Raw genomic sequence first — 13927 nt, 5'->3', positions numbered from 1 at the left:
GGGGTAGATCTTCGGACCCGCTGTAGGTGAGTGAGAGGCCCCCGGGTAGCCGTGGCTGCTCGGCCGCCTCAGGGGTCGCGCGGGGTGGTCAGGGCACGTTGTGGCCGGCAGCCTGAATCAGTCCGTACCACTCTCCGCGAGTCAGTGCTATGTCCGACCCCGCCGCGGCGTCGGACACCCGTTGCGGCGTGGTCGTTCCAAGGACGACCTGGATCCCGGCGGGGTGGCGGGTGATCCAGGCTGTCGCGATCGCAATCGGGGTGACACCGTACTTCTTTGCGAGCCGGTCGAGTTCGGCGTTCAGCTCGGGATAGTCCTCGGAGCCGAGAAACACACCATCCTGAAAGCCCTTTTGAAAGGGTGACCACGCCTGAAGGGTGATTTTTTTGATCCGGCAGTAGTCGACGATGCCGCCGCCGTCGCGGGTCACGGAGTCCGCTTGCCCGGCCATGTTCGCAGACAGGCCCTGAGCAATGATTGTGGAGTGCGTCAAAGACAGCTGCACCTGGTTTGCGACGAGTCGCTGCGTTACCGCAGTCTCGAGGAGGTCGATCTGCCGCGGTGTGTGGTTGGAAACTCCGAACGCGCGAACCTTCCCGGTGGATTCCAGGTGATCGAACGCACGGGCAACCTCCTCCGGCTCGACCAGCGCGTCGGGACGGTGCAACAGCAACACATCTAGGTAGTCGGTGCCTAAGGCTTGCAGGGATTTCTCTGCCGAGGTCACGATGTGGTCGTAGGACTGGTCGTATCCCCACGGATCGGCGACGATACTGGTCTTGGATTGCAAAGTGATCTGCTCGCGCTCCGACGAGCTCAGCTGTAAAGCCTCGGCGAACCGGCGCTCGCACAGGTGCGGACCACCGCCGGGGTGGTTGAAACCATACAGATCGGCGTGGTCGAAGAAGTCGATCCCCGCCTCGCGAGCCGTCCTGTACAGCCGCCGGATCTCCTCATCGGTACTACCCGCAATCCGCATCATGCCAGCGACGATGTTGGACACCTGGATATCGGTCGATCCGAACCGGACGGTACGCATAAATCCTCCGAAGGTCTCGTCAAGGGTGATCCGCCGCGTCGCCTCGTTGGGGAAGGATCTGCGGACGGTTGAGCCTGCTGGCATGCCATCTCGTGTTCGCAAACGCCACCGCGACGAGAAGCACGTTCGCCTACGCCGGCTTCGCTTTCCACCGTAGGACGATCGGCAGGCAGGGTGGAATACCCTGACAGGGCACCCCGGGCCACCGGCGGCGGTGAGCTGCCGGCGGAGAGCCATAAATGTGGGAGTCCAGTGTCAGTTCGACGTCCCTCGACCACAGAGACGTCTCGGTGGATTGGGGCTGAGCGCGGAATCACGGCCTCACCCACACACCTCACCGTCGCACGAGTTCTTGGATGGGTCGACGATCAGATCTGATACTCGATAATCCGGTGCTGCTCACTGCGCCCAGGTGAATCGACGGAGTCCGTCGAGAGTAGCCAGGCGGCCGAAGGCGAGTTCAGGAAAATGTGCGGGAGCGAATGGATCGCCGGTGGAGGCGAGCTCGTCGGCGATGCGGTTGCGCATGATTCCCGCTGCGATGGGGTCGACATCCCACATGCCGATCCATTCGGGCTCGGTGAGTTCGCCGACAGTGTGGAGGGTGTCGCCGAGGAGAAGGGCACGTTCTTTGCCGTCGTGAACGATGTAAATGGTGCTGCCCGGTGTATGCCCCGGTGCCGGCCTGGCGATCAGGCCGGGAATGATCTCGTGTTCAACGGAGAACGGTTCGACGTGGTCCTCGATGGGTGCAATGATTTCGCGTATCCGGGGGTCCGAAGTGGTACCGGTCATGAAGTACGTCCAATCGTCCTGGTGCAGGCGAAAGGTCGCATTCGGGAACGTGATTCGGCCTTCGACGGTAGACCAGCCGATGTGATCCCAGTGCATGTGCGTGAAACAGACGTCCGTCACGTCGGACGGCTCGACTCCAGCGTCTCGAAGATTGTCGAGCATGCTTCCAGTTGTGGTGTCTTCGCCGGAATGAACTCCACCTCCGGCGTCGATCAGGACGACACGGTCTCTGATTCGAATCAGGAACGAGCCGATGTCCAGACGGATGCGACCGGTCTCGTCGGTGGGATGCTCGACGCAATCCCAGATTTTGCCGTCGGGATGGGTGACCGCGTTACCGATCGGTTCGTGTGCGGTGCCATCGATGATGGGCACTATATCGTGGGTGCCGACTTTCATAGCGGTCTCTTTCGCTCGGGCCTGACGCTGGACTACATACGCGCGACGGGTCTCCCGGACGCGAACACGGCCGGTGCCGCGCGCGGTGGGAGACCCGTTCCGTGTCGGTCTGGACCTATGCAGGCTGTTTGGCTCGAGACTTACGTCCGGACTTCGAAATCGACTGTGACAGAACAACACCGATTACCAATGCTGCGCCTTGGAAAACCGGTTGGAACCAGAATGGTGCCCCGAGCAGGCTCAGTCCGGAAAATCCGACGGCCAGAAGGACGACGGCCAGCATCGTTCCAGCGACATTGAAGAATCCGGGACGAACGGTGGTGGCACCCAAAAAGGTTGCCGCGAAGGCAGGTAGGAGCAGGTTCGCTCCGAAGCTGGGGTTCGCCGCGCCTGCCAATCCGAGCTGCATTATTCCGGCGAGGGCTGCCAATGCACCTGCTGCACTGAACATCACGCACTTGATGAGTCGAACGCGTATACCGACCATCCGAGCAACCTGCTCGGAACCGCCAACCGCGTAAACCTTGCTCCCAAACGGTGTCTTCGTCAGAACTATGTACATGACCAGTGCGATCAGCGCGACAATCCACACTGCAGAACCCACTCCGAGGATCTCGGTCTGAACGAAGGTTCGGAAAACCGAGGGAATGTTTTGCGAGAGTGTCATACCCCCACTGACTCCCACCGTGACACCGCTGACAGCCAAGCCGACGCCCAGTGTCGCAATGAGCGAGACGACACGCAAGCGAGCCACCAGCAATCCAGAAGCCAATCCGACGAATGCACCGGCGAGCAAGGCAATCGTCACGGTCAACGGCACCGGAAGCCCGGACTCACCGGCGAGCTTCGCCGTGAGTACCGCCGACAGCCCCAAAGTATATCCGACCGACAGATCAAATTCGCCGACGACGAGAACCAGCAGAACCGACAGTGCCAGAAGCGCACTCACGGCCTGGCCCAACGCGAGCCCCTGCAGATTGGCAGTGGTGGGGAAGGTCCTGGGAAGCAGGATCGAGAACAACGCCGTGAGTCCGATGATCAGCGCCAAGATGCTGTGGTTCTGAAACAGCGTAGAGACTTTCCAGGTTGGCGGCGACGACGAGCCGGGGGTGTGAACGTCCGCGTCCTCGGATTTCTCCGCCACGGCGTTGTCACTATGCGTAGGTTGCACGGCTGATGTCCTCCAGATTGAGATCAGTTAGTTCTTCGACGATGCGCCCGCCGTTGACGACGATGACGCGGTCGCACAGACGAACGAGATGTTCCGGCTCACTCGAGCGGATGATGACGGTGGTCCCGCGGGCGGCCAGTTCGCGCAAGGTGTCGAAAATGATCTCGCGAGTATTCGGGTCGACGCCCACCGCGGGATCGTCGAGAAGCAATATCCGCGGCTCCAGAAGGAGCCACCTGGCGAGGAGTACCTTCTGCTGGTTGCCGCCGCTCAGGCTTGCGTACGGAACGGTTGGGTCGGCCGGACGGATGTCGAGTTCGCGAATCATCCGGTCGACGTCGGACGCGGCTCGGCGCCGATTGGCACCGTAACGTTCCACTCGGGGGAGTACGACGTTGTCGTGCACCGTCATCAGCGCGATGCCGCCTTCGTTGAGTCGGTCGAGGGAAAGGTAGAAAATCCCGGCCTTGATGGCGTCCCGTGCACCGGTGATCGGTGCGTCATTACCGTCTATCTTTGTTGTTCCTACGTGTGTGGACTCGACCCCGCCTATGAGACGAAGCAGCTCGGAGGCTCCTTCGCCCGATCGCCCCGTAACACCAAGAATTTCCCCGGTGCCGACTGCCAAGGACAGCTCACGGCTGACGTTTCCGGCCAGATTCTCCACGACCAGCGCGGGACGACCGCGACCGCGACTGCGGTCGTGTTCGTGCGAGGAAGCGCTGTGGCCCGCGCCGCCGACCATCGCGTGGATCACGTCGGGCTCCGAGAATTCGTCGGCACCGATGTTGCTGACGAGATGGCCGTCTCGGAGCACAATCGTTCTGTCGCTGTATTCGCGTACCTCGGGCAGGCGATGGGTGACCATCAATACTGACAATCCCCGGTCGGCGACGCCTCTGACTCGATCGAGTAGTCGCGCGGCCTCGCGAGTGGACAACGGAGCAGTCGTTTCGTCCAGTACCAATAGTGCGCGTTCGGGAGAGATGCCGGCCATCGAAATCACCAGTGAAACCAACGCCCGTTCGCCCGCCGTCAAGTCCGCACAGAGCGTGTTCGGGTGGACCGCGACGTCGAATTCGCGGAGTATGCCCTCGGTCTTTCGCGTCAATGCCCTCCTCTGGACAAACGTTGCGCCCACGAGGGGAAACCCCGTGTGCAGCGCGGTCATCTCGGCAACCGTCATGTTTGCGATGAGTGGTGACTCTTGGTGAACAACCCGGATTCCGATTTTCCGGGCGGCGACGGGGGTGAGGTCTTTGGCGCGAATGGGGTTGTCGTTGAACGTGACCTGCGACTTCGCATGCAGTGGATTGACTCCGGTCAGTGCTTTGACCGTGGTGGATTTTCCCGACCCGTTTGCGCCAAGCAGAGACACGATCGAACCGCGCTCTACATCGAAGTCGATGCCGTGTACTACCTCGTGTTGACCGTAGGAGACAGTGAGGTTTCGTACGGCCAATCGCACGGGGGTGGTCACGGCGTGACACCCCACAGTTCGAGGTAGCGGTCGACGTAACCGTTCTCGGCGACCCAGTATTGGTCGGTGACCTCGTCGACATTGTCGATCGTCAGAAGGCGCGATGGCGCGCCCTGGCTGTATCGCAAACGATCATCGGTGACCCCGGATGTTTCCCAGAGGGGCTGACCCGACAGGACCCGGATCATCTGATCCACCGCACCGTAACCGAGGAAGACGTCGTCCTGAACGACATCGGCCGCCTGGATGTTGCCGTCGCGAATGAACCCGAGGTTCTGCGGTGCGCCGACGCAAGACACGAGTGTGACACGATCGGAGAGGCCCGAGTTGCCCATTGCGGGCACCATGTCGGCTGCTGCCGAATCGAACGCTCCGCTGACGTAGTCGATGCTCGGCTCGGCCTGCAGTGCGCTGGAAATTCGCTGGCCGAGGCCGTTCCCGATGTCGGTCACGACAAACTGTTGCGTGTCTTGGACTACGCACTCGTCACAGCGGTCTACTGCTGCGACCATCGCATCGGCGATCGCCGGGGAACTTGGAAACTCTCGGTCGACGGTCGGCAAGAAGTTCGCCGTACCGCCGGAGTCCGTGACAATCCACGATCCGAGCTGGTCACCCCACAACGTGTAGTCCGGAGCGACGTCGAACAACACGCCATCGGTCGCGGCAATGCCGAGACCTGCGGCTCCAACCGGAATTCCCCGAGAGGCAGCGAGTTCGATTGCGCCACTCAGCGGAACGGGATCTGTCGCGGCGAGGATGATGGCGTCGACGCCACTATTGATAGCTTGGGTCATCGCCTGGTTCTGTCCGACCGGATCGCCCTTGCCGTCGAACCGAGTAACTGTCCACCCCAGGGCTTCACCGGCTTGTGTCACCCCGTCTGCCTGTCGCACACACCCCGACACGGACCCGGAACAGACCACTACTGCTATCGAGATGTCGGTCGGTGGTGTCGGTGTTTCGGTCGGGCCTGCCCATGCTGTCACCGGTGCCATCGCGTCGTCGACGACCGTTTGAAAGGACGTTAAGTCCTGCGTCGAGGTCCGGTCTTGTGACGCTGCCTGTGAGTCGCACGCGGTGGTCAACAGAAGTAGGCCGAGGATAGGCGCGATCCATTTGATTTTCACAGATGCTTCTTTCGTGAAATGGGTCCGGAGAGAAACACCGGAGACGAAAAATGGTGGAGACGGCAGGTGCCGTGGAGAGCAAGGAATGTCCCCGTATGTGAAACAGTCCAGAAACGCGTGCCGTGACGGCTGCCTGGACGACACATCGAATGCTTTTTGATTGCCGACTCAGCAACATCGATAGTGTTGCATGTGTCACATCGATGCACAACTGGTAATTCGCTCTGAGGTTCTTGCGTCCATTACCGATCTTGAATCACGCTTATAGATGCCGGCTATCGTCCAGGCGGTCGAAAGCGTTCGAAGAAAGGGTGAGGTATTGCCGCCTGGCAACGCTACTGTTGACAGACGGATGCGCAGGTGCGACGATGGCTGTCGATGTCGTGGAGTAATTTTCGCGTGCCCTGCAAGTGAAAGCCGGCGTGCGATCAGATGACATGTAAGGGTGTAAATGCCATCGGCAGTGTCGGGCACCTGTCGGACTGGCTTTACAAGAAGGTTTGCAATCGAGGAGAACGATGAAATTCCAGACGCTCGACTGGTCCGTGGACGACGTCGGCATTCTTGTTCTTACCCTGACGAGGCCTGAATATCTAAATGCATTCTCGGTGACGATGGCCGAAGAATTGGAACGCGCATTCCAGCAGGTGAGCATCGACCCCACGGTGCGTGCGGTAGTGGTGACCGGTGCTGGTCGAGCGTTCTGTGCCGGCATGGACCTGGCTGTCGAGGGAAATGTCTTCGGGTTGGACGAGTCGCTGAATCCGACGGTGTCGGACATGCGCGAGCGGCTGACCGAAGAGCCGTTTCAGTCCGGAGTTCGGGACACCGGCGGGAAAGTCGCACTAGCCATCCATTCCTGCGACAAGCCCGTCATTGCTGCGATCAACGGTGCAGCCGTCGGTATAGGCGCGACGATGACTCTTGCGATGGACATCCGCATGGCGTCCACGAATGCAAAGGTCGGCTTCGTGTTCGGTCGACTCGGCATCGTTCCCGAAGCCACGTCTTCCTACTTCCTGCCGAGGATTGTCGGCCTGCAAACAGCGCTCGAGTGGATTTACTCGGCGGATATTCTCGATGCCGACCAGGCGTTGGCGGGTCGGCTCCTCAGATCGGTGCATCCACCCGAGGAATTGCTTTCTGCGGCAATCGAGCTGGCCCGAAAATTCGTCGTCGGGCGTTCGTCTTCAGCCATCGCACTGTCTCGTCGACTGGTCTATTCCGGTTCGGGGTCGGCGCATCCCGTGGAGGCGCATCGACGGGAAAGTTTGGCGATGTGGCACGCCTCGATGGGTGACGGAAAGGAAGGCGTTGCCGCATTCCTGGAAAAACGGAAACCGAGGTTTTCGGGTACGGCCGCAGACGTACCCGACCTCGGGTGAACGGACTCTCGCGCACTCGCTGCTTTGTCAGTCCTCGGCTGCGCCTTCCGCCATAATTCCGTCGAAGAATATTGCCGCGAACACGCGTGAGAGATCCTCTGCCGAATACCGGCTCTTGCCGGGCACGAACCACCGATGCGTCCATTGGGTCATGCCGAAAATACTGTTTGCTATCAACGTGTTCGACAGATCGGGTCGAAACGTACCGTCTGCAACCCCGAGTGCAATGGCGTCCAGGAAATACTTCTCGATCTTGTGGGTGTTGTCCACCATCTCCTGGGCCCACTTCGAGTCGAGCGATGACACCCGGCCCCAGTCTTCCTGCATATAGACGTACATGTAGGGGTAGTGCTCCACCTGAGATGCAAGCAGCATCGCAATGAGAGCTTCGAGCGTCTCCCGCGGGCGCAGCTTCTTGGCCACGATCTCGTCAGCTCGTGACAAGTTGGTCACCACGGTGCTCGTGATGCACTCCTGGAACAGTTCTTCTTTGCTGCCGACATAGTAGTAGAGCGAAGCTCGGTCGGTGCCGTATGCCGCCGCAACGTCATTCAATGATGCGGCGGCATAACCTTTTTCGCGAAACACTTCTGCGGCGACCCTGAGGAGCCCAGCTCGCTTTGCAGAATAGTCGGCCGAATTTTCGGTCAGCGCGCTCTTACGCCGTTTTGCAATTCCGCTGACTGGTGACTTCGCCACAGCCCTGCCTCGCCTTCGTGACCGTCGCTTCTCGGATGGTTCAGCCAGTATAGGTTCGATAAATTCCGCTACGAGAGGCCACTGTTGACCGGCCTCGCTCGCGCCGTGCATGCGAGGGGCTCACGGCGTCACTTCCCCGCCCACTGTGGCTTGCGCTTCTCCTCGAACGCTTTCCGGCCCTCGAGGACGTCGGACGATGCGGCGTAGGCCTCGATCAGTTCGAACTTGGTCGACAGTGCCACTTCCAACGGGTACGAGGCCCGGGAAAGGACGGCGTGTTTGGCCGCCTGTTGAGCCAACGGCGACGCGGTGGTGAGCTTCTCCGCCCATCTCGCCCCGGCCGCATCCAGGTCCTCGAACGGGACCACTTCGTTGACCAAGCCGTGCGTCAAGGCGTCTTGCGCCCCCATACGGTCACCGGTCAAGATCAGTGCCATGGCGATGCGATGCGGGAGATGGCGAATTGCCCGATGAACAACGCCGGATTCGCCGATAATTCCGGCTTTGACCTCCGGAAGGCCGAATTGGGTGTTGTCTGCGGCGACGATGATGTCGGCGCACATGGCAAGCTCGAACCCGCCGCCGAGGACGTAGCCTTGGACAGTCGCAATCAGGGGCTTGTTCAGTACTCGAAGCGGTCCTCCCACGCCGGTCAGGCCGCCTCCGAGTGCACGCCGGGATGGGCTCGCAGTGGTACCGCCGCTGATGTCGGCACCTGCGCAAAATGCTCGTTCGCCGGTTGCTCCGAGCACGGCAGCCCAGATATCTGGGTCGTCCTCGATCTCGTCCCATCTATTTGCCAACTCCTCGTCGACTTCGGCCGAGATTGCGTTGAGGACCTTCGGACGGTTCAAGGTGAGGTAGGCGACGTGGTCCCGGACCTCGTAAAGAAGTTCGTCGGACACGGTCAGCTCGTCTTCTGTGTACGTGGTGTCGGGACGAGCGCGTGGGCCTTCGCGTGGTAATCCTCGGTTCCGGCAGTCTTCTGTTCGCGACGTGAGATCTTCCAGCCCTCGTCGGTCCGGGTGAACTCGTCGTGGTACTGGGCGTACACGATCCCGTCCGGACGATCTCGGTAGTACTTGTGCCACGCGTAGAGAACCGACCGCACTGTCGCAGTGTCCTTGTTCACGAAGTCGATCACGATGTTGCTGACGTGATGACTCGTGCCTGCGAAGAATGCGGCGATTCCAGTCTTATCGTTCGAAAGCACATCGAGGTAGCTTTCTGCGCCGGTGGCACCGTGGGAGGGGCCGTAAGCAACGTACAGGTCCTCGACGAAGAGGGGGAGCATCGACTGGGGGTCGGCTGCGTCGAGATGAAACGCATACTGGAAAAGAACTCGTTCGATATCCCTTTCGTCGACAAGACGCTGTACGACTTCCATAATGTTGTCTTCGTTGACCGAAGTCATGACGCTCCATTCATTCTCAGGTGTCGATCCGGTTCCACGGTTCATGTCAGTCTACGGTCATGTTGACAGCTCGTCAACGGTACCGTTGCCTGTGAAAGGAATAGCCCGGGTCGGTGCTGAAAGATTGGAAGTCGGTGCGACGCGGAACGATTCGATCACCGACTTCAGGCCTTCTTCGGCGATGCGGGCACGTAAGGCTGCTACCTCTGGGGTCATGTGGGCCAATGCGTCCGCATCGGCTATGGCTCCCAGCGCATTACGGGTTCCCATCGCCTCCATCGCGCGATTGATCGAAACCTTCTTGATGGTCAACAGGCTGGGCGGCACCTGAGCGATTCTTCGTGCGAGCGAGGCCACGCGTGCTATCAGTTCGCTTTCCGGGACGGCGTGATTCGCCCAGCCCCACTCGACTGCGGTTCGTCCATCGATGCTGTTGCCCGGAACGAACGCAAATTCCTTGGCCCGTTTCGGTCCGACGAGAGTTGCCCAGACGGGCGAGACGTAACCGGCCCCGATCGGAATGGTGACTTCGGCGATCTTCGCGTTCTCGGTAACGATGGTGATATCGGTGAAGGTGGCCAGCTGCGTTGCTCCGGCGACGCAGTATCCGTGAATTGCTGCGATAACCGGCTTGGGGTGGTCCCAGATGGCGAGATACCGATCGATATTCCTCTGCAAACGGGTGCGGTCGGCCACGGGGTCCGCGGCCGTGGTCGGCGCGACTTGTCCAAGGTCGTATCCGGCGCTGAAGCCTTTACCCTCTCCCCGGATGGCGATCACCGGTTCGCCCGAATGTTTCAGCCGCGCAAGTGCGTCGGAGAACTCGTCGAGCAGTTCGTTGGACAGTGCATTGGCCTTGTCCGGTCGATTCAGCACGATCCAGGACACAGGTGAATCGTGCTCGACCCGGATGTTGACGTAGTCGGGCATTGCCGGATGTTCGGGCATGTGGCTCCTTGATTCGAGACGTGTCCGGTTCGAGACGCCGCTTCTGTACTCGTCACACTAGGCAGCCGGTATCACGCCGTCAACACTTGTGTTGCCAACACTTCAGTGAGGTCGATAAGCTCGGCTCGACAACGTTTTTCGACCGACGAGGAGAGTCGTGACAGTCAGTCAGCAACAGGTCGACACGCAAGCGGCACGGCTGTTGAAAGGGGTTCCCGACGGGGACGGTCTGACCGAAATCCAAGTTGCGTTGATCCAATTCGCACTGCGCGCCACCTCCTCGTCCCTCGACACCCTCGGAAGCAGGAGATGGGCGGAACGTGCAGTTGCGGCGGGAGCGACATTCGACCAGCTGCACGAGATCGTTACGCTGCAATCCAGCGTCGGAGTCCATGCATTCTTCGAGAGTTCTCGTGCCCTGGCATCGGCGGTGTGCCCGGAGGGTGGTTGGCCACCCCTGGACGAGCAGCGGCAACATTTGTGGGACAAACATATCGGTGGCACGAAGTACTGGACTACCATGCAGGAGGAGATTCCAGGCTTCTTGGAGTCCCTGCTCCGGATGTCTCCCGAAGCGTTCGAGGGATTCATTACCTATTGCGGACTACCGTTCCGGGCACAGTTGGTTCCGAACATCACGAAAGAACTCATCAGCATGGCGTCGGATGCAGCGACAGCACATAGATACCTACCAGGGATGCGGATGCATCTACGAAATGCTGTCAGGATGGGTGCAGGACGTGCAGCTATTGATCACGCGCTGAGGCTCGGTGCCGAATCTCCGAGTTTCATCGGCGTCGAGTAGGGCGTGCATCGCCTACTCGACGCTAGTAAGCGACGAGGCCCGTCAATCGGCGGTCGATCAATTCTTCGGCGTCGTTGATGATCTGCTTCACGACATCCGCGCAGGTCAGAATGTCGGTGACCAACGCCTGGCTTTGTCCGACCCACCACAGTCCGTCATCCATCCGGCCTTCAGCGAGAACGTTCTGACGCCCCCGAGCACCCGACGCCAGCGCTGCGATGTCCTCGAATGTCGTTCCTTCTCGCTTCTCGACGTCGAGGATCTCGTCAGATACTGCGTTCTTGGCAACTCGCGCGGTGTTACGGAATTTACGAAATATCAGATTGGTATCGCGTTCGGTATTGGCCACGATCCGATCTTTGACGTTGCGATGCACAGGAGCTTCCGCAGTCGCGACGAAGCGGGTTCCCATATTGATTGCATCCGCGCCGAGCGCGAGAGCCGCGACGAGGCCTGCGCCGGTGGCGAATCCGCCCGAAGCGATGATCGGTAGGTCTGTGCGTGCCGCGACGGCCGGAATGAGTACAAGACTGGATACGTCGTCCTCGCCGGGGTGACCTGCACACTCGAACCCGTCCACGGATAACGCGTCGACGCCGAGTTTCTGCGCGGAGATCGAGTGCCGCACGGCGACGGTCTTGTGAATTACTTTGATACCGGCGGACTTGAGTGACGGTAGGTGGTCCTTCGGGCTCGAGCCGGCTGTTTCGACAATCGAGATTCCGTTGTCGATGATGACCTGGCGATACTCGTCGTAAGGAACGGGTGCGATCGTGGGGAGTATTGTCAGATTTACGCCGAACGGCCTTTCCGTCAAGGCCTTCGTTCGTCGAATTTCTTCGTCCAAGGCAGCGGGCGTCGGTTGCGTCAGTGCCGAAAGAAATCCCAGCGCACCGGCATTGGCGACGGCGGCGATCAAGACAGCTCGTCCCGCTCCGGTCATCCCGCCGCACACTATCGGATGTTCGATATCGAACTCTTGCGTGAATCGGGTGGAGATCATCGGGGTTCTTCCTTGCTGAGGTGGCGAGTGAGTTACTGAAGCGTCCGGTCCGACGCTCCGTTTCGGAGGTCTTTCAAGCGCGCCTCGATCTCGGCGTCGGGGTAGCCGTGGGTGAGCACTGCGTTCTGGCCTGACAACACGGCCTCGACGGCGAGTTCGCCGAGTGTCTCTGCTGCTACGGGCAGGTTGTACGTGAGCGTCGCGGCTCGTTCGGGCTCATAGGCCACGATATTGCGAACCGCTGATCTATCGGAGGCGGGCCGGAGGCGTTCACTGGTCGCGATCGAAGTAGGGACGAGGCCTGGATACAGCACGGTAACGCCGAAGTCGTCGCCATGGTCCTCGAGTTCGTATCGCAATGCGTCGGACAGTGCGGTGACTGCGGCTTTGGAGGCCGCGTAGGGCGCGTGCCCAGGAGCGATGTCGAGCGCAGTCACAGACGATGTGTTGACCAGGTGTTTGTGGCCGGGCTGCTCGCGCATTCTGGGCACGAAGCTCACTATCCCGTGCACGAGGCCGAAATAGTTCACCTCCATCGCCCACGCAAAGTCTCTGATCGACGCGTTCCAGGATGCGCGGTGGGGCCGCATCGACACTCCAGCGTTGTTGCACAGAACATCGACACGACCGTGCCGAGAGAAGACCGAATCTGCGAGAAGGTCGACCGAATCTGCATTGCTGACGTCGACTCTTGCGGCGAAGGCTGTTCCGCCGAGCTCGGACACTTCGGTGACGAGTCCGTCGGCAGCCGCTTCGTCGATGTCGGCGACAATTACTCGAGCTCCACGAGCGACGAACGATAGCGTCATCGCTCGCCCAATCCCGGTCGCGGCACCAGTGATGACGACGACGGATTCGCTGTTCAACGACGCCCCGGTCATGTTCATGCGTTCCTCACCTTTCACCATGCGGTGTAACCGCCGTCGACCAGCAGAGTATGGCCGGTTATAAGACCGGCTGCGTCCCCGGCCAGAAAGGCGACGGCACCGACGATATCCTCGGGTTCCCCGAAGCGCCCCAACGGGATCCGAGCGAGTAAAGTTTCGCCCCACCCGGGTCGCGACAGGGTGTCAGCGGTGAACTCGGTCCGTACGAAAGTGGGGGCAACGGTGTTGACTCGGATGCTGTGTGGGGCCCACTCGATTGCGAGAACTTTCGTGAGTTGGTCGAGGCCACCCTTGGTCGCGCAGTACACCGCACGTTCCTCGATCCCCACTGCGCCTGCTTGAGACCCGATATTGACAATAGCACCAGAGGTACCGGCCGATACCCATTGCTGTGCGACGGCTCGGGTGAGGAAGAACGTACCTCGCAGATTGGTGTCGACAATGGAATTCCACTGCTCGATCGTCACATCAAGTGCCCGTGCGGGGTGATTGACCCCCGCGTTGTTGACCAGAATGTCGAGGGAGGTGCCGCGCAGACGTGCACCGAAACGCTCGACGAAGGGCGCAATCGAGCGCACGTCCTCCAGGTCGAGAACGAAACCCTCTGTGCCGAGGTCGGATTCGATTTTCCGAACACCGGCATCGGTTCTCGATGTCCCGTAGACCGTCGCACCGAGTTCGGTGAGCGCTCCTGCGATGGCCTTTCCCAGACCCCTGTTCGCTCCGGTGACCAGAGCAGTCTTTCCTGAAAGTGAGAACGTGAGCACAGTGT

The 13927-nt window shown here is 60.4% G+C and carries 14 protein-coding genes; 2 read left to right on the top strand and 12 right to left on the bottom strand.

What is annotated here, in order from left to right; translation table 11 throughout:
* Positions 1 to 88: 88 nt before the first annotated feature.
* The 5 genes from CH305_RS00910 to CH305_RS00890 form a co-directional block, all read right to left on the bottom strand.
* The gene (locus tag CH305_RS00910) at positions 89 to 1039 is read right to left on the bottom strand and encodes an aldo/keto reductase family oxidoreductase (RefSeq protein WP_094702129.1); all 951 of its coding nucleotides are present in this window, start codon (positions 1037 to 1039) and stop codon (positions 89 to 91) included.
* 399 nt (positions 1040 to 1438) lie between these two features.
* A complete protein-coding gene (locus tag CH305_RS00905; protein ID WP_094702126.1) occupies positions 1439 to 2233 on the bottom strand; it encodes an MBL fold metallo-hydrolase in 795 nt (264 codons plus the stop codon).
* A 115-nt stretch (positions 2234 to 2348) separates the two neighbouring features.
* Positions 2349 to 3377, bottom strand: a complete 1029-nt coding sequence (locus tag CH305_RS00900; protein ID WP_179278138.1) for an ABC transporter permease — start codon at positions 3375 to 3377, stop codon at positions 2349 to 2351.
* Between the two features lie 10 nt (positions 3378 to 3387).
* A complete protein-coding gene (locus CH305_RS00895; protein ID WP_143545220.1) occupies positions 3388 to 4884 on the bottom strand; it encodes an ATP-binding cassette domain-containing protein in 1497 nt (498 codons plus the stop codon).
* Positions 4881 to 5882: a substrate-binding domain-containing protein gene (locus CH305_RS00890; protein WP_094702120.1), complete on the bottom strand. Its 1002-nt coding sequence runs from the start codon at positions 5880 to 5882 to the stop codon at positions 4881 to 4883. The genes CH305_RS00895 and CH305_RS00890 overlap by 4 nt, the downstream gene beginning before the upstream one ends.
* 650 nt (positions 5883 to 6532) lie before the next feature.
* Here CH305_RS00890 and CH305_RS00885 point away from each other — a divergent pair.
* On the top strand, positions 6533 to 7399 hold the full coding sequence (locus CH305_RS00885) for a crotonase/enoyl-CoA hydratase family protein (protein WP_094702118.1): 867 nt from the start codon (positions 6533 to 6535) through the stop codon (positions 7397 to 7399).
* A gap of 27 nt (positions 7400 to 7426) precedes the next feature.
* On the opposite strand, the gene CH305_RS00880 is transcribed toward CH305_RS00885, so the two are convergent.
* From CH305_RS00880 to CH305_RS00865, 4 genes are all read right to left on the bottom strand, one after another.
* Entirely contained in the window at positions 7427 to 8098 is a 672-nt protein-coding gene (locus CH305_RS00880; protein ID WP_179278136.1) for a TetR/AcrR family transcriptional regulator, read from the bottom strand.
* 128 nt (positions 8099 to 8226) lie between these two features.
* The gene (locus CH305_RS00875) at positions 8227 to 9003 is read right to left on the bottom strand and encodes an enoyl-CoA hydratase-related protein (RefSeq protein WP_094702114.1); all 777 of its coding nucleotides are present in this window, start codon (positions 9001 to 9003) and stop codon (positions 8227 to 8229) included.
* A 2-nt stretch (positions 9004 to 9005) separates the two neighbouring features.
* A complete protein-coding gene (locus tag CH305_RS00870) occupies positions 9006 to 9512 on the bottom strand; it encodes a nuclear transport factor 2 family protein (RefSeq protein ID WP_094702112.1) in 507 nt (168 codons plus the stop codon).
* Positions 9513 to 9569: 57 nt separating this feature from the next.
* Positions 9570 to 10460 (bottom strand): enoyl-CoA hydratase-related protein, encoded by an 891-nt coding sequence (locus CH305_RS00865; protein ID WP_256983428.1) that lies wholly within the window; start codon positions 10458 to 10460, stop codon positions 9570 to 9572.
* Between the two features lie 157 nt (positions 10461 to 10617).
* On the opposite strand from CH305_RS00865, the gene CH305_RS00860 reads away from it, so the two are divergent.
* Positions 10618 to 11265 carry a carboxymuconolactone decarboxylase family protein gene (locus CH305_RS00860; protein ID WP_094702110.1) on the top strand — a complete coding sequence of 216 codons (648 nt, stop codon included), beginning with the start codon at positions 10618 to 10620 and terminating at the stop codon, positions 11263 to 11265.
* A gap of 22 nt (positions 11266 to 11287) precedes the next feature.
* On the opposite strand, the gene CH305_RS00855 is transcribed toward CH305_RS00860, so the two are convergent.
* Genes CH305_RS00855 through CH305_RS00845 form a run of 3 tightly spaced genes read right to left on the bottom strand, consistent with a single transcriptional unit; the run spans position 11288 to position 13922 of the window.
* Complete coding sequence (locus CH305_RS00855; RefSeq protein WP_094702108.1) at positions 11288 to 12268, bottom strand: nitronate monooxygenase family protein; 981 nt, start codon at positions 12266 to 12268, stop codon at positions 11288 to 11290.
* 32 nt (positions 12269 to 12300) lie between these two features.
* The gene (locus CH305_RS00850; protein WP_179278135.1) at positions 12301 to 13155 is read right to left on the bottom strand and encodes an SDR family oxidoreductase; all 855 of its coding nucleotides are present in this window, start codon (positions 13153 to 13155) and stop codon (positions 12301 to 12303) included.
* 14 nt (positions 13156 to 13169) lie between these two features.
* Positions 13170 to 13922, bottom strand: a complete 753-nt coding sequence (locus CH305_RS00845; protein WP_094702362.1) for an SDR family NAD(P)-dependent oxidoreductase — start codon at positions 13920 to 13922, stop codon at positions 13170 to 13172.
* Positions 13923 to 13927: the final 5 nt, after the last annotated feature.

The sequence above is a fragment of the Rhodococcus sp. 15-649-2-2 genome, assembly GCF_002258645.1.
GTDB lineage: Bacteria > Actinomycetota > Actinomycetes > Mycobacteriales > Mycobacteriaceae > Rhodococcoides.
This window is presented reverse-complemented; position numbering and strand designations above follow the sequence as displayed.